The organism is Sphingobacterium yanglingense (assembly GCF_004363245.1).
Lineage (GTDB): Bacteria > Bacteroidota > Bacteroidia > Sphingobacteriales > Sphingobacteriaceae > Sphingobacterium > Sphingobacterium yanglingense.
This window is the reverse complement of record NZ_SNYV01000013.1, coordinates 444053-465476: the sequence shown is the minus strand read 5'-3', so window position 1 is coordinate 465476 and position 21424 is coordinate 444053. Positions and strand designations below refer to the sequence as shown.

The window sequence follows — 21424 nt, the reverse complement described above, 5'->3', positions numbered from 1 at the left end:
TCAATCCCCCCTTAGTGCAATAATCGGTCTGATTTTGGCTGCTCTATAAGCAGGCACAAAACCCGCAAAAGCACCCGCTACCACCAAAATAACCAATGTAGTAATAGCAACATTAAAATCAACTTCAGGACGCGTAAAAAAATCAGTTTCAATCGAGGGGCCTGCAAGCTCCCACACAAGCAATCCCAAAACGAGTCCAGAAAAACCAGCTACCACCGTAATAAAGACCGCTTCTTGTAATATCATAGAAATAATGGAAAAAGGAGACGCCCCTAAAGCTTTGCGTATACCGATCTCTTTTGTTCTTTCCTTTACAATAATAAGCATGATGTTCCCAACCCCTACCACTCCAGCGATAATAGTACATATACCCACAAACCAAAAGAAAGCCTTTACACCGCCAGTTATTATGTAAATATTCTTTGCCTGATCCAATGAGTTATTAATATACAAAGCCCCTTTATCATCAGGAGCAATAGTATGCCGTGCTCTAAGAAAGGTTTCTAGCTTCTGTGTGAATTCATGTGATTCAGCAACTGCATTATCAAAATCAGTATTCTTTCTTAGCGTAAAAACAATACTACGAATCTTGTCTCCGGCACTATAAGCACGTTGAGCAGTCGAAATAGGAATATACACCCGGCTTTCCTCCCTTTCACCTCCAGGATCCGTAAAAACCCCAATTACCTTATAAATAGTACCCGAAATGCTTAGTTCCTGTCCCAACAACACCTCTTCCCCCTTAAACAAATCATTAGCGACCTTTTGCCCGATTACAACATGCTTTTCATAATTCGTGATATCAGATTGATTAAGAAACCTTCCTTTCACAACAGAAGCATTCTCGATAAATTGATAGTCTGGATGCACTCCTTCCACCCTATATGTTCCGGTTTCTTTTTTAAATACCATATTTCCGCTCCAGACGGAGTAAACGGCAGATTTATATTCAATATAGTCGGATAGAAGTGTCAATGCCGTGGTATAATCCGAATTATGAAGTTGAATCTCACGACCAATTCCTAGTCCATTATATTCCTTTTGTGTAATACCGGGCCAAACCGAAATACGATTTACAGCATCTTGTTCAAACTGCTTCTGAATACCATTCTGTATACCATTACCTGCACCAAGGAGAATCACCAAGATAAAAATTCCCGATGCCACAGATACTCCGGTCAAAACAGTTCGAAGCTTGTTCTTAAACAATCCTTCAAATATCTCCTGCCATCTTTCTATGCTAAACATATTGTGACGCTCTCACTTGGTTAACGGGTTTATCCGACTCAATCTGCCCATCTTTAAGGAACACAATCCGCTTTGTCATCTCTGCTATATCAGACTCATGTGTTACGATAAGAACAGTCTTTCCTTCATCATTGATTTGCTGTATCAGTTCCATTACCTCATATGATGTTTTGGTATCCAAAGCTCCTGTTGGCTCATCGGCAAGTAATACTTTGGGGTCTGCGGCTAAAGCTCTAGCAATAGCCACACGTTGTTTTTGCCCCCCACTCATTTCACTGGGCAAATGTTTAGCCCAATTTGCCAGTCCGACTTTTTCAAGATAATACATGGAGCGCTCCATACGTTCCTTACGCCCCACCCCCTGATAATACAAAGGCAGCGCTACATTGTCCAAAGCGCTTTTATAATTGATAAGGTTAAACGACTGGAAAACGAAGCCTAAAAACTTGTTTCGATAACGGGAAGCGATCGTCTCATTAAGATTCTTAATAGGAACACCATCTAACATATAAGTACCACTATCGGCCTCATCAAGAATACCGATAATGTTCAAAAGTGTAGACTTACCCGAGCCGGAACTTCCCATAATAGAAACAAACTCCCCCTCCTTAACCATAAAATCAATACCTTTAAGAACATGTAAAGAGTTTTTCCCCATTTGATATGACTTGTGCAGATCTTTAATTTCTATCATCTACCATCTTTTTAAAATTACTTAAAGTTACTATTTTCGGCTTCAAGGACTTACTACTATAGATACCCATCGGAACATTTCTATAATAATTGGAAATGAAAATACCTATTTCAGCTCCATTTTGCAAGGGAAATACATTTGTTTTCGAATAAAAACACGAAATTCTCTTAAAATTCAACTTAAGGTTAACAAAAAGACTATAAAAGAAATAATATATAGGTAAAAACAGACTACAACAAAAAAACTCAGATGTCTTAACATCTGAGTTTCTCAAGAGCCTCCTATCGGAATCGAACCAATGACCTACTGATTACAAGTCAGTTGCTCTACCAGCTGAGCTAAGGAGGCGTAAATCCTGTTGGATTCAACGGTGCAAATATGAGAAGTTTAACGCGATTATGCAAGTACCAAACGTGATTTTACCCATTACGGATTATAATACCTTGAAATTCACCACGAAAATATAAGATTTATCGCAAATCGGAAAATTTGACAGTTAAACAGCATCAAACAAGACAAAAATTCAGATTTTAATTCAAAAAAACCGTAAGGCATTCAATTTGTTTAACAATTACATATAAAATAGTAAACACCTTATTTCAACATATTAAAAATGAATTTCAACAATTATACAATCAAAGCACAAGAAGCCATACAAAAGGCTTCAGAGATTGCGGTAGGCAATCAACAACAAGCTATTGAGCCCGCACATCTATTAAAAGCATTATTAGCAGTAGATGAAAATATAATAAGTCATCTATTAAAAAAATTGAATGTAAATATCGGATACATCACATCCGAAGTAGACAAGCTCATAGAATCCTTGCCAAAAGTAAGCGGTACCAACGTTTATCTTAGCAATTCTACATCTACTGTCCTGCAAAAAGCACAGAGTTATTTAAAAGAATTCAACGACGAATATATATCTGTCGAACACCTGCTATTAAGCTTATTAGCAGCAAATGACAAGACTTCTGCACTTTTAAAAGATCAAGGCGTCAATGAAAAGGATTTAAAACTTGCAATAAAGGAATTGCGCGGTAACAATAGAGTGACCGATCAGAATGCTGAAGCTACTTATAATGCTTTAGGCAAGTATGCACGCAATCTAAACGAATTCGCGGAGTCCGGAAAATTAGATCCAGTCATCGGGCGGGACGAAGAGATCAGAAGAGTAATGCAGATACTTTCTCGCAGAACCAAGAACAACCCTATTCTAGTCGGGGAACCAGGAGTTGGTAAGACCGCTATTGCCGAGGGAATAGCACACCGTATCATCAAGGGCGATGCGCCAGAAAATCTAAAGAACAAAACCGTGTTTTCATTAGATATGGGAGCCTTGATCGCAGGTGCAAAATACAAAGGCGAATTTGAAGAGCGATTAAAAGCCGTAGTAAAAGAGGTTTCCGATAGTGATGGCGAGATTATCCTATTCATCGACGAAATCCACACCTTAGTTGGTGCGGGCGGTGGAGAAGGTGCTATGGATGCCGCAAACATTCTAAAACCAGCACTAGCTCGTGGTGAACTCCGTGCTATAGGTGCCACCACACTCAATGAATACCAAAAGTATTTTGAAAAAGACAAGGCCCTCGAACGTCGCTTCCAAAAGGTGATGGTCGAAGAGCCTGATACGCAAGATGCTATTTCTATTTTAAGAGGGCTTAAGGAACGTTATGAAACACACCACAAAGTACGGATACTCGATGAATCCATCATAGCTGCTGTAGAATTATCACAACGTTATATAACAGACCGCTTCCTACCAGACAAGGCGATTGATTTAATCGACGAAGCCGCTTCCAAATTACGCCTGGAGATGGATTCCGTCCCAGAAGCAGTTGATGAACTGGAACGCCGTATCATGCAGCTCGAAATCGAACGGGAAGCTATAAAACGGGAAAATGATGATAAGAAAGTAGCTGAACTATCAGAAACAATCGCAAATCTATCCAGTGAACGCGATTCACTAAAAGCGGCTTGGCAATCCGAAAAAACACTGGTAGACCGAGTCAACCAAGAGGTGCAAAACATTGAGGACTACAAACTCGAAGCCGACCAAGCCGAACGAGCAGGTGATTACGGAAAGGTAGCTGAACTACGTTACGGAAAAATCAAAGAAGCACAGGACAATGCCGAAAAACTAAAAGCTGAACTCAACGAAAAACAACAGAGCAGCCGTATGCTGAAAGAAGAAGTGACCTCGGAAGACATCGCCGACGTCGTGTCCAGATGGACCGGCATACCTGTAAACAAAATGGTGCAATCTGAGCGTCAAAAACTATTGAATCTAGAAGAGGAGCTTCACAAACGGGTAGCCGGTCAAGAAGAAGCTATCGAAGCTATTTCTGATGCCATACGTCGCTCGAGAGCAGGCTTAAGTGATGCCAAAAAACCGATAGGTTCATTTATATTCTTGGGAACTACAGGTGTCGGTAAGACAGAGCTAGCAAAAGCGTTGGCAGAATTTCTTTTTGATGACGAACATGCCCTTGTTAGGATCGACATGTCCGAATATCAAGAACGTCATGCTGTATCCCGGTTAATAGGAGCGCCTCCGGGATATGTTGGTTACGATGAAGGTGGACAGCTTACGGAAGCTGTAAGACGCCGTCCATACTCGGTGGTTCTTCTCGATGAAATAGAGAAAGCCCATCCAGATGTATTTAACATCTTGCTGCAGGTATTAGATGACGGCCACCTTACGGATAATAAAGGAAGGGTAGTAAACTTCAAAAACACCATCATTATCATGACATCCAATACGGGTTCGCATTTGATTCAAGAGAATTTTGCGACCTTGACGGATACCAATAGAGATGAAGTTGTTGCAAAAACAAAAGACGAAGTTTTTGAACTTCTTCAAAAATCCATACGTCCGGAGTTTTTGAACAGAATTGATGAAATCATCATGTTTACCCCATTGAGCCGAAATGAAATCGGAAGCATTGTACGCATGCAGTTTGACCGTGTACAAAGACAGCTCGCAGAGCAGAATATATTCTTGTCCGCATCCGAAGATGCGTTAGACTGGTTAGCACAGCTTGGTTACGACCCAATCTATGGTGCCCGACCACTGAAGCGTGTCATTCAGAAACGCATCCTTAATGAGCTATCCAAGGAAATTCTGGCCGGTAACGTAACGAGTGATTCTATCATACAGTTGGATGTCTTTGACGGAAAGTTTGTATTTATCAATAAAAACGAACAGTCCAACACATAAAGCACCATTTCGGATTTAAAATCAAATACAAAAGGGCTATTTCAAAAAAAATAGTCCTTTTTTTATAGCCTTTCATTTGCTTATCTTTACGATAAGCACATTTTTAGAGCAACAGACAAAACGAGCTATGGAAATCAATTACATACCGGCCAAACAGGGCAAGATTGCAGAGATAACAGGAGAAGCAACTTTTATTCAAAATCAGGAAGATGCATTAAATCTGATGATGAACTGCCTCTATAGTGATGCAGACAAATTGATTTTATATCAAGAGAATATCACTCCAAACTTCTTTAATCTAAAAACCAAACTAGCAGGTGATATCCTTCAAAAATTCTCCACCTATCAAGCCTACCTCGCTATAGTAGGAGATTTTACAGTTTATGAAAGCAAAAGTTTGCAAGACTTCATACGGGAGAGCAATCGCATGAAACGAATCCACTTTGTATCCTCAAGAGAAGAAGCACTCGAACTCTTTGGTGGACTACATTAAAATAAAAAAAGGGGATTTTCTTTTGAAAAATCCCCTTTTTTATTTGAAAAACAGTTACTATTCACCGTCTTCTTTAGCAGCTAAATAGCGTTCAGCTTCTAAAGCTGCCATACATCCTGTACCTGCAGCAGTAATTGCTTGACGGTATACATTATCCTGTACATCACCACAAGCAAATACACCAGGGATATTAGTAGCTGTAATATTTGGTTTTGTAATCAAATAACCAGTCTCGTCCATATCTAAAACGTCTTTGAACAACTCTGTGTTTGGCTGATGTCCAATAGCGACAAAGAAACCTGTTACCTCTAAGTCTTTGGTTTCTTTTGTTTGGTTATTCAATACACGTACACCTGTAACCACCTGACCGTCACCTAGGATTTCTTGTGCTTCGCTCATATAGTGAACTTCAATATTCTTCGTGTTCATTACACGGTGCACCATTGCTTTTGAAGCACGGAACTCGTCACGGCGAACTAACATATGTACCTTATTACATAGCTTAGCTAAATAAGTAGCTTCCTCAGCCGCTGTATCTCCAGCTCCAACGATAGCCACATCCTGTCCTTTGTAGAAGAACCCATCACATACGGCACATGCCGAAACACCACCACCCATATATAATTGCTCAGAAGGCAGTCCTAAATATTTAGCTGTAGCACCAGTAGCAATAATCACAGTCTCTGCAGTAACAGTTTTCACACCATCAATAACAACAGTGTGTATACCACCTTCTTTAGAGAAATCAACTTTAGTAGCATAACCAAAACGCACATCTGTTCCGAAGCGTTCTGCTTGCGCACGAAGATCGTCCATCATCGTTGGACCAGTTACACCTTGCGGATACCCTGGAAAGTTGTCCACCTCAGTAGTCTGAGTCAACTGTCCTCCAGGTACTATACCTGTATAAACGACAGGCTTCAAATCGGCACGCGCCGCATAAATAGCTGCAGTATATCCAGCCGGACCTGAGCCAATGATTAGACATTTTACGTGTTCAATCTCTTGTTGTGTATTCATCTATTTTCTATTATTCTATATTACTTCCCAAATCTATCTTGCAACCCCTTTAACATATCATTCGTTATAGGTTTACTAGGCTCGTCTACCTTTTTCTTAAACTCACGTTTCACATGACCTCCCCCCTCAGTAGCCTCTTTTGTTTTTACTTCTTTTTTCTGGCTCTTATATGCATTCCAGATATTCTCTAACACCTTTTTAGTATAACGTGGAAAATCTCCATTTTGCATCCAGGCATAGTAACTTGGTTCTACATCAAATACATCCGTCACATTTTTACCTTTATGCTTACCAAAATTAATAGTCACCTCCCCCTCTTCATTGTAGACCAAACGGCCCGCAAAATCAACAGGCTTGGACAGGTTTGTAAACGTATGTAGTGCCTGAACATCATTCACTACAGGGTAAGATACGTCTCCATGCTTATCTTCAAAAGCAACTCCATTATATTTGTCCAACTGCGCTTTAAGCACCTCATAAGTAGCACGGACATCTGCCTCAGCTTGATGCGCATTCTCCAAACTTTGATCGCAATAGAAACGGTAAGCCGCCTTCAGCGTACGCTGCTCCATTTGATGGAATATATTCTGTACATCGATAAAAGCACGTCCTTCCAAAGAGAAATCAACTCCCGCTGCTAAGAACTCTTCCATCAGCATAGGGACATCGAATTTATTGGAATTATACCCTGCTAAGTCAGCATCTCCTATAAAATCAGCAATCTCTTGTGCCAATTCTTTAAAGAGTGGCAGGTCTTTTACGTCCTCATCATAAATGCCGTGAAACAACGATGACGCTGCTGGAATTGGAATCCCGGGATTAACCTTTTTTGTGTATACTTCCTCGCCACCGCCAGGTAATATTTTTACGATAGCAATCTCAACAACCTTGTCCGTAGCAATATTTACACCTGTAGTTTCTAAGTCAAAAAAGGCTAACGGTCTTCTCAAATTTAATTCCATGGGCTAAAGATAATTCTAAATCTGTATATACAAAAATACTGAATCCAAATCGTTACAATATCACTCTCCTGTCAATAAAAACGTTTCAAAACCAAAAATTTTACACCAATTTCCCCTATTATCCACAACTTTCGGCGAATAAAAAAAAGGGTAGAAACAAATCTACCCTTCATTATTTTTTGATAAAACAATCTTTACTATCCTAACGTCTCTTTCAACCGTTGAACCTGATGATCGACCAATTTTTGTAAAGGTCCCGAAGCCATCATTTTCATCATCATATTAAGCTGTGCTTCGATGACAAACGTAGCTTTAGTTCCTGCACCCTGCTCTTCCAATCTCCAAGCCAATTTGATTTCAAAAGGAGCCTCTTCAGAAGGCACACAAACAATCTCTTTGTTCTCAACACGCTGACTGATCTTCAGGGCTAGTTTCGCCATATTTTTAATGGTAAAGCGAGCCTCGTCCACAGTCGATGTCCAATTATAAATATTCTCAGGCATCAGCTGCTCGTGGTTGTTCAAATCAGCCAAGAAAGCATAAACATCGCCTATAGGCTTATTTATTACTACGTTGTTCTGGATAATAGTCATCTCTTCTAAAATTAATATTTTAAAGTGACAGAGATCTCGTTTGTAACTTTCATAACCTTTGTCACCAATGTAACTCTATCTTTAAACTTCAGACGTCCAGTTCGCTGGATCCACACGCCACTGTTCTAAAACAGCAATATCAGCCTCTAGAACATAACTCTTATCTACTGCAACATGGATAAGGGCATTATAGTCACATAGACTGAATAATGGGCATTTTGCCTCAGCAAAGTTTGTTGTTGCTACATCTAGACCGTACGTAAAGATAGAAACCAATCCAACAACATTACATCCTGCATCACGCAAAGCTTTTACTGCTTGCAATGAGCTTTTTCCAGTAGAGACGAGATCCTCGATAACGACTACACGCTGTCCTGAGACAACCTCTCCCTCGATTAAATTTTGACGGCCATGCTCTTTCGCACTAGCACGTACATAAGAAAAAGGCAAACCTAAATCCTGTGCAACCAATACACCCTGAGGTATTCCTGCTGTTGCCACACCCGATATCATATCTACCGATCCAAACTCCTCTTGGATTAACTGAGAAAGCTTTTGACGTATATACGTACGAATAGCTGGATGCGATAATGCGACACGATTATCACAGTAAATTGGAGACTTCCACCCTGATGCCCATGTAAAAGGACTTTTAGGTTGTAATTTTATTGCTTTAATTTGCAATAAGGATTCAGCAATTTTTTGTTCAACCTCATTAAAATTATTCATGGCACAAATTTATAAAATTTATATGAACCAAAGCCTGCTAATTTTAGCAGATTTTGCCCCTTCTATCAAAGGGAACGTACAAACTATTGGTTTACAAGATATTGATCTAGAAAAACTTTTCAACAGTATCACGAAAAACAATGACATAACTTACCTCTATGTACACCCAAACATTAACCAAGTGTTAAAAAACATACTATCTACTGTAAAAATAATTCATGCAGCAGGTGGATTGGTAAAAAATGGAGAAGGGGATTACCTTTTTATTTACAGACTCGACAAATGGGATTTACCGAAAGGAAAGGTCGAAGAGTCCGAAAAAATGAAAGATGCTGCTCTCCGTGAAGTCGAAGAAGAATGCGGCATCAAAGTGAACTATTTAGGCCCTAAAATTGCAACAACCTACCACACCTATTACATGCGGGGCAAATTTGTCCTAAAACAAACCAAGTGGTATGGAATGGGTGTAAACAAAGTCCCTAAATTAATCCCGCAAACCGAAGAAGACATCACACAAGCAATCTGGCTTGACCCAAGGGAATTAGATAAAGTAGAAGGCAACACCTACCCTCTAATTACTGAAATTATAGAAAAAATCAAGAAGAAGAAAAAGAAAAAAACAGTAGCCTAAAACAGGATTACAGCTCCTCCGATAGCCTTACTTAACTACTGGAGGAGCATATAACTTCCCTAGATCCGGAGCAGATAATTCATGGCGCTTTTGCTTTTCCCAAGCAACGATAAGCTTTGCCATCATATCATAGCGCGCCAACCCCTCGGGCTGATTGTTATGCTGTAGATATTGATTATAAAACAGATTGGTAAGCTGCTCAACCCAACCATACTTGGATTGCCAAAAAGCATACTCCTCCTTAAAATCTGCACGTACTTTTTCAGACAGCATATTACGAACACGCTCCAATTGCTCTTTATTCCCGTACAAAGGCTTCAAGAGGCTCTGTATCGCAGCATAATACGCGGCATATCTGTACCATCTATTTTCATGATCCACCAATAAGCGAAAAGCAATAAAATTACACTCATCTTCAAATCCAATCCCCATTTGATGAGCCAACTCGTGCACATACACAAAAGGGTATGAAGAATTAGGAATCTCCTGATTGACATGAGCCTCCATACTAAACGGATTGAAATATCCAGACACCGTAAAGTAAGAAACCAATGCACTCGACAAAGGACTTTTAGCATGCACCTGAGTCTTGGAAAGCAAAGGAGTAAACACAGTATCCTGCCGGATATACTCCTGTAGATCCACCCTCACCCCCAATCGGGACTGACCTTTTACATCCAGCTGATCCCGCAAGGTATTAGCCATCACAATATACTTTCCCAGCACATCCCTATAATCATCCGCATGCGTCTCATCGACATCTAGCCCCAGGTGCTTGGTAATGGGTAACCTATAATAATTAAGCCCCCAATTCACATAAAACAAAGTATAAAGCGCACAAAGGAAAGTCAAAAGACGCAATGCATATCGCCCTCCTTTCTGCCAGTTCTTTTTTACCAAAGACCGCATTATCCCTATAAATAAACCCACAATAACGAGGACAAATAGGAAATAAAGTAAATCTCCCACACTAAACGGAACCCAAGAAAAGAGAATAACAGACAAATAAGAAAACAGCGGATAGAACCCTCGCGAATAATACCGTTCTATCCATTCCGGCTGGTCTTTCAACAAGAACTGTACAAATTGGAAAAGCACCGCACCTCCCAAAATCACATAATACTTAATATTATGTCGGTTATTACCCCTCGCTCTCATTTTCGTAATACAACTTATAGTAGTTCATTCCCTTCTCCTCATCATACCCATGTTCCAAATATTCCCGTTTCCCATGTACATAAACATGAAAATTCTTATCCAGCTTAATGACCGATTTATAGGAAGACTGCATTTTCTTTACAGCGGGTGTAGCAATCTCAAAGTTAGCCTGAAAAGGCAAATCAAACTCATCTTCAAAATTCTGTTTATACTCATTAAACAATCCCGCCGCCTGAGGATTACCGATAACCTCTTCTTCAAACTCAGCACTATCAAATGTCTCCTTCGTCTTAAAATAATTCATAGACCGATTTAAAAGATCTATCTTATCCGCAGTTTCCAACTCAAAGACCTCATCCAGCTTCTCGTTGACAAAATTTTTATACACCTTCATCAGGTTACCGGTCTGCTGATAATTATCATTTCTCGATTTAAGCTGTAGAAAATTATCTTTCCAATATACTGCTTCCGACTGATTGGTCTGATCTACGACAAGAACTTTAAATCCCTCTTCAGCTTCTGTATTGACAATAACGACCCCTTTATCCAGTTTATTGATATTGATAGCCTCCTGCTCATAGTTCAATTGAAAGCCCCCTTGCTCCGGGTATACTTTCAAATAAGCTTCTTTATTCTCTGACTTAAAGATTCCCACAGCATTCCAATCCTCCCCTTCCATCTGCACATTCTTTAGCGATACCACATACACCTCGCCTGGTTTAATCTTAGGGTGTTCGGACACCTCATACAGATGCTTAGTAACCTGTTGCGAAAATTCATGAAAATCAATCTCTCTATCGAAAAATTTCTTACTAAAGTGATAAACTTCGTTAAGTTGCAATTCCTCATTCGGATGAAAAAAACGATACACTTCATTAGCCTTGACAAAAGGTTTCATAAAGTACTGCATCAGTAAATCTGGTAACACCTCATCTCCGACTAAATCCACAGGCGCCTCCGATAGAATATAGAACTCATCGTTGGCTTTATTACCGACATGATGTATGGATAAATTTTCAAAAGAGGCATCTTGATAAAAAAACATAGTATAAAATTTAAAGTCAGAAGTTAAAAGTTAAAAATCAAAAATATCAATTGCTGCTCGATAGGTTTCGACATGCGCATTGACAATATCACGAATCTGAGTCGAATACCCTCCCCCCATACTGATCTGAACAGGAACCTTATGCACCTTACAGCTTTCTAACACCATCCGATCCCGCTCTCGGCATCCAGCAGCAGACACTTTCAGTTTCCCAAGCTTGTCCGAACCTAAGATATCCACACCTGCTTGATAAAAAACAAAATCAGGATTAACCGTTTCAAAAAGAAAGGCAAGATTCTCGCTTAGTAGCTTTAAATACAAGTCATCTGTAATACCATCCTCCAAAGCGACATCCCTATCCGAGCGCTCCTTGATAAAAGGAAAATTCTTGTCTCCATGCATCGAAAAAGTATAGACTGGAGAAACTCCTTCAAAGATATGCGCCGTACCATTACCCTGATGCACATCGAGGTCGATAATCAAAATACGCGTTGCCAACCCCTGTTTCAACAGGTAAGCCGCCGCTATCGCCTGATCGTTCATCAAACAGAACCCCTCTCCAAAATTACGTCCAGCATGATGTGTACCACCGGCCACATTGAAGGAAATACCATACTCCAACGCAAACAAAGCAGATTTCAAGGTACCATCCACCAAATAACGCTCCCGCTCTACCAATTCCTGAGACAAAGGAAAACCTATACGTCGTACCATCTTAGCATCCAACGTCAAATCGAACAGTCGACGCAAATAGTCCACATCATGAGCCAGCGCTGCCGTTTCAAAATCAACCATCTCCGGTTCAAAAAAATTAACAGCGGACACCAGCCCCTCGTAGCAGAGCTGCTCAGGAATCAGTTCATACTTCAACATCGGAAAGCGATGCCCCTCACGCACAGGGTGAACATATTTGGTATGATGAGCGATTTTAAGCAATTCGTTATATTTTCAGCCCACGAAAATACAAAGAAGTAAATAATTCAGGGAATTATTTACTTCTTCCCCATCTCTGTTGCAGCGTAGAGAAACAGAAAAGCCTGAAGCGCTCAACGAAGTTAAATCTACAAGCTTGGAAAGGAAGATATCCAAACTTTAGAAGTTCGTGATTCCTCAGAATTCTATGATAATACCAATTTAAAGCAAAACCCTTACATTTTCTTCTTTTATCGCCTCCAAAGTTTTGCAAAACTGCAGGAATAGATACACGTTGTTGCAAAACTTTGAAGCGATGAGTTTTGCTTACTTTTTACGGAAAAAAGTAAGAGCCACTCGCGGCTTGAGCGAGAAGTTTACTATCTTAGAAAACAATTATACTTTACATACAACAATGGAAGAAATAAAAACTTTACCTCAATTAAGCTCAGAAGAGATTCGCGTCTTAGGATGCCTGTTGGAAAAGTCAAAAACTACCCCCGAATATTACCCTATGACCATCAACAGTCTTCAAGCAGCCTGTAACCAGAAAACATCACGCAAACCTGTAGTCAACTATGACGAAAGCACGATCATCAGCACATTAGATGGTTTAAAACGTCGTGGATTAGTATCTACTGTTGTAGGCGGAGGATCACGTGTCACCAAATACAAACACAACATAGCTATTCAATACCCCTTAGTCCCTGCCGAATTAGCAGCATTATGTCTATTATTCTTAAGAGGCCCCCTCACTGCAGGAGAGATCAACTCTAACTCAGGGCGTCTTTATGAATTTGAAACACTGGATGAAGTACAAGAGTTATTAAACAAGCTTTCAGAAGAAGAAACTCCTTACGTCAGACTCCTAGCCAAACGTCCTGGACAGAAAGAAGCCCGATATATCCACCTTTTTGGACAATTTGACGAAGAAGACTACGAGGCAAATTCAATACCGACCACCACAGGATCAAGCTCCCAAGTACAAGCCTTAGAAGAACGTGTAGCCACATTAGAGACCGAACTATCTACCTTACGCGAAGAGTTCAATAAGCTTATGGCAGAATTAAGCTAACAAAAGAATGAAAATAACAATCTCCCTGATTGCCGGAGCACTTGGCATACTAACAACAAGCGCCGCCCAGACCTTTGTACCTCTAGTAGAAAACAAACCCTCTAGCTTCAGAGGATTGGCAACCTATGGAAAAGAAATCGTATGGGTATCGGGAAGCAAAGGAACTGTAGGCTACTCCTCAGATAAAGGTAAAAGTTGGCATTGGGTAAACCCTGTAGGATATGAAAATATTGACTTCAGAGATATAGCTGTCATCAACAAAAAGGAAGCCCTAATCATGGGCGTAGGCTCTCCAGCTATTGTTCTAAAAACTAAAGACGCTGGAAAAACATGGGCCAAAGTGTATGAAGATAACAGGCCTGAGATTTTTCTTGATGATCTAACCTTTGATGGAAAAATTGGCTATATCTTAGGTGATCCTATCGATGGTGCCTTTCAACTCTTAAAGACAACAGACAAAGGAAATTCATGGAAAGATGTAAGCAATGAGTTCATCCTGTTTGCCGATTCGGGTGAAGCCGCTTTTGCAGCTTCGGGATCCTCGATGAAACAATGGAAAAACCACCTGTACATTGGCACAGGTGGAAAATATGCTAGTTTTTTTGACTTCAACCCCAAAGCCCTCCGCGTAGACAAATACGATTGTCCGATCCTATCGGGTAAAGCTTCCACAGGAATATTTGCTATTGATTTCATCAATCCCAATACTGGAATTGCAGTAGGTGGCGATTACCTATCCGATCAGGACAATAGTAATAGTATACTTTTGACAAACGATGCAGGCAAAAACTGGTTCAAACCAGACACCCCTGTACAAGGTTACCGTTCTGATGTATGTTATATCACCGAAAATATTGTACTGACTACCGGGACATCCGGCACAGACATTTCCTACGATGGAGGCATGAACTGGAAAAACATATCCCAGGATAGCTTTAACACGATTAGCAAAAGCCCCGACGGCAAAACAATTTACCTAACGGGGTCTAATGGTAATATTTTTAAACTATTAATATAACATATATCTTCCCCTTCATACGTCAAATTAATTAAGCTGTCTCAAAATCAAAGCTCTTAATTCCAATTCAGATTTTAATTTTGGCTACTATCACAATATAAAGGTGGAAAATATTGATAATTTCGGTCTTTATTAGTTCTAAGAAAGAAGCTGCCGAAATATCATTTCTAGGGATGCATGCTACACGTAAGAAATACTCGACCAATGATAAGTTACAGTTCTTTTTTATCAATACCTAGGAGCGCGATAAAGAATCTAAAAAGAATGTCATATTCTTTTATCGAAAAACGCAAATATTCTTTCATTATAATGACCAAAAGATATCGATACAGGTCAAATATTAGCAAAAAAGCATAGTGAACAAGATATCCTCAATAAATTAATCATTAATGGGCGAAAGGGATGAAAGAATTGAATAAAGCGATGACGAAAACCGGTCAATATTATTGAACCGCATCATCGACAACAGCAATACCAATGGAACAGAAAATGTATAATAAAAGAATAATTTTCGGCTCATTATATTATAGGAAGGATAGCTATCGAAATTTCACATTGAAAGAAGATTAAATAACAAAATATTCGGAAGTTTAAACTTCGCTTAATTAAAAAAAACTCAATCTGTATATTTGCTGTATAAAATCAAGTTTCAAAACTGAAAGATTTTAGGTTTATAATTGGTTAGTTTAAAGCGTCCGAGGTTCCCAACCTAAGGACGCTTTTGCATAAAAGGAAAAACTTTCTGTTACAGCACAGGATATACTGTTTCGGATTTAGCTTCAGAAAGCACAAAAAAAGTCTGGACTTTATCTACATTTGCTAGTGTCGACAATTTATTCCTCAAAAACTTATGGTACTCTTCCATGTCCGATGTTACCACGCGTAGAAGGAAGTCGTAAGAGCCTGACATCTGAAAACATTCCATCACCTCATCAAACGCTGCAACACTTTCTTCAAATTTCTTAATCGATCCAGTTCTATGATCTAATAGGAATACCTGTGAAAAAGACACTAATCCTAGACCAACTTTTTGTCTATCTAAAATCGCAACAACCCTAGTAATATAACCATTTTCTTTCAGTCTACGTAGGCGATCATAAACGGAAGTAATTGACTTGTTAACTTTCAACGCAAGATCTTTATTACTTAGCGTTCCATTTTCCTGAACCAACCTTAGTAGCTTTATGTCTGTCTGATCTAAATTCATACTTAAGGAAAATCTAATTTCAACTATTGAATGGTTTTAATTTCAAAAAAATCTTGCTATCCGCATCAACAGATTGAAATATCCGGTTACTTCTTTGCTCTAGTATGAGTACCCGTTTTTCTCCCGTTTTTTTGCAATCGGGATAGAGGGTGAGTTTATATATTTTACCCGACTTTATTGGTTCCATAATTTATGGCGACAGTGACTTCATTGGAAACAAGATATTATTCAACAAAAATCTCCAATAATCTAAAAAACAACAACAGTACAACCAATATTCAGTAAAATATCTATAAAATGACTAAAATTAACTCAATTTCATCAGAATTAACGCAATCGATTGCGTTCGTGATGTGTTTTTTTCAGACAGATTAATACAAAGGGTTAAACCTCCTGACTATAAGCGAGCTGCCTTCTTTAGTTTTTTATACATCCAATAAACCGCTGTCAGTATAGGTAACAGCAAGAACCAAATCCAGTTGCGCATAAGATAGCTCGTCCATATTTTATAGCTATCGAGTTGTATCTTAGCCTTCACTGTGCTAAGGCTATCGTATTGGCTTAACAGCTGCTTTCTATTTGTCTCGGATCTTTTTTGCTCTATATAAGTAATCTGACCGGAATGCCCCCACAGTCCAAAATCGGGATGAAAAAAGAAAGTGCTATCCCCTGTGTAGTACCAATACCGATGTGTGCTGTCCAAATTGTTGAACTGTAGCCATGAGGTACTGGTCTCCAGTCTGCTTTGCGTCTGCCTGTCTTCCAGCAGCCGCTCACTTTTTTCTTTGTTTACTTTGCATCCGTAGCAAATTGCGAGGACGCAAAAGCTTATGATTATTTTGTTCATATCCAGTGCATGTTTAATATGTATTCCTGTATGGTTCATAGACCCTTCGACTCCGCTCAGGGTGACGGAGTGATCAGTGACGGAGTGACAAAGTTGTTCGCTGATTACCGGTCACACATTACTAGTTACTAGTCACTTGTCACTCATTAACCCAATTGGCTATTGCATAGATTGTCCGTAGATGCCGTCGCCTGCACTCTACCCTATCGTTGCTATTTCCTTCGATGGTGACCAGGTAGTCCTTAGACATTTTTTTGACCAGACCTACGTGATTAATCCGTTTGGCTTTGACACCATAAATCCCGAAGACATCTGCTGGCATTGCTTTGACTTTGTCAATCTGCCGTGCTTTGGGAAATAAGGCGGGAGACCATGGGTTGCGGGGCTGTAATAATCCAGCCTGTCCGTAAACCCAGCTTACGAAGGCAGCGCACCATTCATAGCCTTTACCAAGGTTTGTATAGCGGAGGTATTGTTCTATTCGTGGCCCGTCGTTGTTACTGGTAGCTTCGTGGGTTCCAAGTTCTTTGCTTGCTATTTGTATTATTAAATTTCTTTTGTCCTCTTTGCCAGAATGATTAGCTCTTATGCCACTCGAGCCGTGGCGGGGCTCCTCCTTTTTTTCCGCAAAAAAGGAGGCAAAAAACTCATCGCTTAAAACTTTTGACACAAAGGAGGTGCATCCCACTGCAATTGTCAAAAATTTTGCAGGCGATAAATGGAGTAATTGTGAGGGGCTACTAGAATTATATAAAAAAGCGGTTCTACTAGCAATACCGGAATAAATTGGCCTAGGTTGCGAGACCGTTTGAGTTCTCGATTTTTCGTCGTCCAACGACCTAAGGCGATACAGCGTTAAAAATATTTTTTGATGGTCGTTAAAAACATATCGATGAAGTGGAGCGAAGTGTAACGGCTCCGAGATGTTTAGACCTGTCAAGAAATATTTAGCGTCGTATTGCCCAAGTCTTGATTTGTTTGCTTCTTTATTCATCAAGGAATAAAGATGAGCCCCTCGCGGCTTGAGCGAGAATAAAAAGCTATTATTATTGATACCTGCAAAGTCTTTAGATCTCTCTGTTTCGCTACGCTCCAATCGAGATGACGGATGGGAACTGATGGGAATAAATAAACTTTTAAAACTAGATATTAAAACACCACTTCCATCCCCATTATAACTGCATATAACAGTAAAAAGAAGACCGAGAAATAAAGAATACACCGTTGCCATGATGTTAATTGATTAAAATGATTATCGAATTGTTGTCTGAAGTATTTAAACGGATGCCACAAGAGTTCTTGCAGCCAAATGCTGATGTACACTGCTAGCCAGCCGACGAGTAGCCCGAATACCAGCAAGGTAAGTGTCCCGAAGTCCAGTACCCCAACTGCTGGATCAAGAAGCTGCAGTACAGTAGACAGCATAATCCAACCGATGATGATAAACAGTAAGCCAAAGAATAGCTTTTGCTTGAGTGTTAGTTCCTCTGACCAGCCCTGGGCCAGCCATGAGGGATTGATTGTTATTGTTTGCATGATATTTTGTTTATAGGGTTGAGAAGGTTATGAAGGTTATGACTGTTATAAGGTTATAAAGGGACGGAGTCTAGCTCCGCCCCTGTTTTTACGGCTTAATTACGGATTCATGTCTTCACCATATGCCTTTTGCACCGTCGTAATTTTCTTTGGTGTATCGAGCATCGTGATGTTAAACTTTGCATTTACATAATCAACATTTGCCGCTGTGGCTGTATAGGTCCACTCTGAATTGGAACTATCGGTAGGTATTGCCAATCCTGATTCTACGGGTGTGTTACTTTGATCCAGAATCTCCACACTGACTTCTGTTACCTTCATGATATCTTTAATATTAATATTTATGATATCTCCGATTTCTCCTTTGTAGGCCCGATCGTCCAATCTGCGTACTTCGGGATCGTTAAAGTGATCCTTAAACGCGACATTGTACGCACTTTGATTGATGTTTGCCTTCGCGGCATATGCCTCTTTTAATAAGGGATCGAGCATTGCACGCTTTGCATATTGCGATGCATCGTAAAATCTAATCTGCACCGCTTTTTGCTTTTCGGTCGCGATGCGGCCGGTTACTTTACGCGGTGTCTTCGCGATGATCGTCTGATCACCTTTTTGACGAAACACTAGGTTTCTTCCGATTTTTCCTGATGCTCCCTGCATCACTACGTTGTCTCTTGACTTTGCCATTTCTGTTAAATTTAATTTTATTAAAAAATCTGTTTGTGTAATGCTGTTCCGGGGCGCCTTCCGTCATCGATTACATGACAAAGGTTTAAACAAAAACCTATAAAACAATGGCTACCAAACCCTTGCGAAGGATTAGGAAGGAATAAGATGAATTAGGAAGAAAAAGGAAGTGCATCCGATTATGAAAAATAGTGCGTTGGACCGGATATAACTAAAAAATCCCTAAAGCTGTCTTGTTGCTTTGTTGTTTGCTTCTTGTCTGTTTGTTGTGTATAAGCCGTATATAGATAGTCTCGTCGAAGTCTAATCGTTGGGTCTAGCTAGGCCTGTCCTTGTATCTACCTTGGGTTCTTCTTGTGTGAAGCTAGGCTTATCCTAGGGTCGCGCTTGGGTTGGGCTAGGCTGATCGTTGTGTGTTGCTTAGAAGTTTATTGGGTCGCGCTTGGGGCAAGCCCTAATAAGGCGTACCGAAGTACGCCATCTCTAGCATCTTGTTGTACCGGTGTCTTCTTTGTCACCCACCGCGCTCATTCTTTTTCATTACTTCAAGAATTTCATCGGCAAGATAATAGTCCTTGGTGTCCAGTTCGTAAGTGCGAAAAAGTTTTTTGATACGGTAGAACTTGGTGTCGGCCACTTTGAAGATTTCTTTTAGGTCGGCATTGTCCATTATGGTGCTCTTTAACCTTTCTTTGTCCGTAGGCTTCAATACGGCGATTAACATCGTGATGAGTTTGTTTTGATTTTTGTTTAGTTTGATGTGCTTTTTCTGTTGTTGAATCAGTACGTGTAATAATTGTTCCATAGGGTAAGATATTATGTGCTTCTATCCCACCAGCTGATGTATATTGTCACCCTTTCTGCAAGCTATATTCCATCATTGTAAAAACTAATAATATACATTCCAAACTCCATTCGCGAAGCGATTTATCAAATTGGTTAACGGTTTATTTAGTGCGATTATTTTTTCAATGCTGTCGTCTTGTATGCAGATAGCTTGATCAGCATTTTTTCCAGCAGATGTTTGACGTCTTTTAGGGTACGTTCATCCAGTTGGCTGTATTTTTTACGAATGCTTTCATAGGATAGTGACTCCTGATATGTGGTACGGAAATTAGCCCTTAAAAAGTAGAAATAGGGTTTCAGCTGCTTTTCGGACAGCAGCTCCATATCACGCGCCAGCCTTAGAAATAGCAACACCTGACGACTTGTGAGCCCCATGGTACACTTACCAGAGGCGTGCGTCAAAAGCTGATCAAAGTGATTGAGCCATTGCCTGTAAAACTGGAGCTGATCTTTAAAAAAAGCTTCATAGGCCTCAGACTTAAGTAATGAAAGATCTATAGCCTCCTGCATGCCAGCGCGTACGGTGATCTCTTGAAATAACTGCTGCAAAAACTGTTCAAACTGCGCCGAAAATTCTAAGATCTCCTTATTAAAATGCGCTAACCTGGTCTTCTGTTCCTCTTGCGGAATATCATGCCCCTGCAAATGAAGGAAAGCGCTCCATAGCTCCTGATAGGATTTTTGTAAGGTACCATTTTCCATATCATATGTTTTTTAATTCTTTTCCAACAAATACTTCTCTCACCTTCTTCCTGTATGTGGGCCCTATGGGTATTGTTGTTCCCGATGAATTACGAAGCTTGATGATGCCATTCGTATAATCAATATCGCGGATGTTTTTAAAAGCTACCATAAACCCTTTGTGCACCCTAATAAAGTTTTTGGCCGGAAGTAGCTTTTCGAACAATCCTAACCCGTAGCAAACTTCGTCCTTACCATCGGTATGGGTTATTATACAATTGTCGCCACTGGACTCTATACATTCCATATCTATCAGTTCGATACTTATATGTTTGCCATCCGTCTTTTTAAGCATTATATTTTGATGCAGATCCAGCGGAACCACCCTGTTGGCATAATCTTCCTTTGTTTTCGTAGCTCTTATCTCCCATACCCTTTCGATGGCAGTTGCAAATTTCTCTTCTTGTATGGGTTTAAAGAGGTAGAATGCCACGCCTAACATAAAGAGCTTCTCCCCATAGAGCTGGTCTGCTGAGCAACAGATAATTTCAGCGCGTCCGCGTAGCTGTTCTATTAAATCAATGCCGTGAACATGCGGCATATGGAGGTCTAAAAAGACCAATTCAATGCGGTGCTTTTCGACAAGGTCGACAACCTGACGGGCATCCGTCGTTGTATCCGTGCATACCAGATCGTGGCGTCTATTAATTAAATCTTTCATGGCGTCTACCGCCATCTGTTCATCATCTGCCACCAAACATTTTAATCGCTTCATATGTCTATAATTTGTTTTTTATCTGTCATATGGAATATCTAAAC

22 protein-coding genes and 1 tRNA gene are annotated in these 21424 nt (G+C 40.0%); 5 read left to right on the top strand and 18 right to left on the bottom strand.

The genetic code is table 11. From position 1 onward, the window contains the following. The 3 genes from CLV99_RS10300 to CLV99_RS10290 all read right to left on the bottom strand — a co-directional run bounded on the left by CLV99_RS10300 (window position 1) and on the right by CLV99_RS10290 (window position 2290). Window positions 1-1248, bottom strand: coding sequence for an ABC transporter permease (locus tag CLV99_RS10300; RefSeq protein WP_133584417.1), 1248 nt, complete (start codon window positions 1246-1248; stop codon window positions 1-3). Further along, a complete protein-coding gene (locus tag CLV99_RS10295) occupies window positions 1241-1942 on the bottom strand; it encodes an ABC transporter ATP-binding protein (protein WP_133584416.1) in 702 nt (233 codons plus the stop codon). The genes CLV99_RS10300 and CLV99_RS10295 overlap by 8 nt, the downstream gene beginning before the upstream one ends. A 275-nt stretch (window positions 1943-2217) precedes the next feature. After that, window positions 2218-2290: transfer RNA gene (locus CLV99_RS10290), tRNA-Thr, on the bottom strand. Window positions 2291-2555: 265 nt separating this feature from the next. On the opposite strand from CLV99_RS10290, the gene clpB reads away from it, so the two are divergent. Together clpB and CLV99_RS10280 are read left to right on the top strand one after the other, a co-directional pair. Next, on the top strand, window positions 2556-5165 hold the full coding sequence (gene clpB / locus CLV99_RS10285; RefSeq protein ID WP_133584415.1) for an ATP-dependent chaperone ClpB: 2610 nt from the start codon (window positions 2556-2558) through the stop codon (window positions 5163-5165). 127 nt (window positions 5166-5292) lie between these two features. Continuing rightward, window positions 5293-5658, top strand: a complete 366-nt coding sequence (locus tag CLV99_RS10280; protein ID WP_133584414.1) for a DUF4180 domain-containing protein — start codon at window positions 5293-5295, stop codon at window positions 5656-5658. A gap of 57 nt (window positions 5659-5715) precedes the next feature. Here the strand turns inward: CLV99_RS10280 and trxB are convergent, their stop codons facing one another. The 4 genes from trxB to pyrE form a co-directional block, all read right to left on the bottom strand. Beyond that, complete coding sequence (gene trxB / locus CLV99_RS10275; protein ID WP_133584413.1) at window positions 5716-6678, bottom strand: thioredoxin-disulfide reductase; 963 nt, start codon at window positions 6676-6678, stop codon at window positions 5716-5718. Between the two features lie 20 nt (window positions 6679-6698). Continuing rightward, window positions 6699-7640: a 3'-5' exonuclease gene (locus CLV99_RS10270; protein ID WP_133584412.1), complete on the bottom strand. Its 942-nt coding sequence runs from the start codon at window positions 7638-7640 to the stop codon at window positions 6699-6701. Window positions 7641-7837: 197 nt separating this feature from the next. After that, window positions 7838-8233: an SRPBCC family protein gene (locus tag CLV99_RS10265; protein ID WP_133584411.1), complete on the bottom strand. Its 396-nt coding sequence runs from the start codon at window positions 8231-8233 to the stop codon at window positions 7838-7840. An 81-nt stretch (window positions 8234-8314) separates the two neighbouring features. Further along, window positions 8315-8962, bottom strand: coding sequence for an orotate phosphoribosyltransferase (gene pyrE / locus CLV99_RS10260; RefSeq protein ID WP_133584410.1), 648 nt, complete (start codon window positions 8960-8962; stop codon window positions 8315-8317). On the opposite strand from pyrE, the gene CLV99_RS10255 reads away from it, so the two are divergent. Then, on the top strand, window positions 8961-9593 hold the full coding sequence (locus CLV99_RS10255) for an NUDIX hydrolase (RefSeq protein ID WP_133584409.1): 633 nt from the start codon (window positions 8961-8963) through the stop codon (window positions 9591-9593). The two genes, pyrE and CLV99_RS10255, sit on opposite strands and share 2 nt — an antisense overlap. Window positions 9594-9620: 27 nt before the next feature. On the opposite strand, the gene CLV99_RS10250 is transcribed toward CLV99_RS10255, so the two are convergent. From CLV99_RS10250 to CLV99_RS10240, 3 genes are read right to left on the bottom strand one after another with little or no spacing between them, the layout of a single operon-like run. Then, window positions 9621-10751 carry a DUF3810 domain-containing protein gene (locus CLV99_RS10250; RefSeq protein ID WP_133584408.1) on the bottom strand — a complete coding sequence of 377 codons (1131 nt, stop codon included), beginning with the start codon at window positions 10749-10751 and terminating at the stop codon, window positions 9621-9623. Continuing rightward, on the bottom strand, window positions 10735-11796 hold the full coding sequence (locus tag CLV99_RS10245) for a nucleoid-associated protein (protein ID WP_133584407.1): 1062 nt from the start codon (window positions 11794-11796) through the stop codon (window positions 10735-10737). The genes CLV99_RS10250 and CLV99_RS10245 overlap by 17 nt, the downstream gene beginning before the upstream one ends. A 30-nt stretch (window positions 11797-11826) precedes the next feature. Beyond that, window positions 11827-12732 (bottom strand): histone deacetylase family protein, encoded by a 906-nt coding sequence (locus tag CLV99_RS10240; RefSeq protein ID WP_246032734.1) that lies wholly within the window; start codon window positions 12730-12732, stop codon window positions 11827-11829. Between the two features lie 391 nt (window positions 12733-13123). On the opposite strand from CLV99_RS10240, the gene CLV99_RS10235 reads away from it, so the two are divergent. Further along, window positions 13124-13783: a YceH family protein gene (locus CLV99_RS10235; protein WP_133584591.1), complete on the top strand. Its 660-nt coding sequence runs from the start codon at window positions 13124-13126 to the stop codon at window positions 13781-13783. A gap of 7 nt (window positions 13784-13790) precedes the next feature. Then, the gene (locus CLV99_RS10230) at window positions 13791-14801 is read left to right on the top strand and encodes a WD40/YVTN/BNR-like repeat-containing protein (RefSeq protein WP_133584406.1); all 1011 of its coding nucleotides are present in this window, start codon (window positions 13791-13793) and stop codon (window positions 14799-14801) included. Window positions 14802-15546: 745 nt separating this feature from the next. On the opposite strand, the gene CLV99_RS10225 is transcribed toward CLV99_RS10230, so the two are convergent. From CLV99_RS10225 to CLV99_RS10190, 8 genes are all read right to left on the bottom strand, one after another. Then, the gene (locus CLV99_RS10225; protein WP_133584405.1) at window positions 15547-16008 is read right to left on the bottom strand and encodes an Lrp/AsnC family transcriptional regulator; all 462 of its coding nucleotides are present in this window, start codon (window positions 16006-16008) and stop codon (window positions 15547-15549) included. A gap of 397 nt (window positions 16009-16405) precedes the next feature. Next, entirely contained in the window at window positions 16406-16855 is a 450-nt protein-coding gene (locus CLV99_RS10220) for a hypothetical protein (RefSeq protein WP_133584404.1), read from the bottom strand. A 139-nt stretch (window positions 16856-16994) separates the two neighbouring features. Further along, entirely contained in the window at window positions 16995-17525 is a 531-nt protein-coding gene (locus tag CLV99_RS10215) for a CHAP domain-containing protein (protein ID WP_246032733.1), read from the bottom strand. A 479-nt stretch (window positions 17526-18004) separates the two neighbouring features. Next, a complete protein-coding gene (locus CLV99_RS10210) occupies window positions 18005-18391 on the bottom strand; it encodes a hypothetical protein (protein ID WP_133584403.1) in 387 nt (128 codons plus the stop codon). A 99-nt stretch (window positions 18392-18490) separates the two neighbouring features. Then, entirely contained in the window at window positions 18491-19078 is a 588-nt protein-coding gene (locus CLV99_RS10205) for a hypothetical protein (RefSeq protein WP_133584402.1), read from the bottom strand. Between the two features lie 514 nt (window positions 19079-19592). Further along, on the bottom strand, window positions 19593-19883 hold the full coding sequence (locus tag CLV99_RS10200) for a hypothetical protein (RefSeq protein WP_133584401.1): 291 nt from the start codon (window positions 19881-19883) through the stop codon (window positions 19593-19595). A gap of 155 nt (window positions 19884-20038) precedes the next feature. Continuing rightward, window positions 20039-20626 carry a hypothetical protein gene (locus tag CLV99_RS10195; protein ID WP_133584400.1) on the bottom strand — a complete coding sequence of 196 codons (588 nt, stop codon included), beginning with the start codon at window positions 20624-20626 and terminating at the stop codon, window positions 20039-20041. Window position 20627: 1 nt separating this feature from the next. Continuing rightward, entirely contained in the window at window positions 20628-21380 is a 753-nt protein-coding gene (locus CLV99_RS10190; protein ID WP_133584399.1) for a LytR/AlgR family response regulator transcription factor, read from the bottom strand. Window positions 21381-21424: the final 44 nt, after the last annotated feature.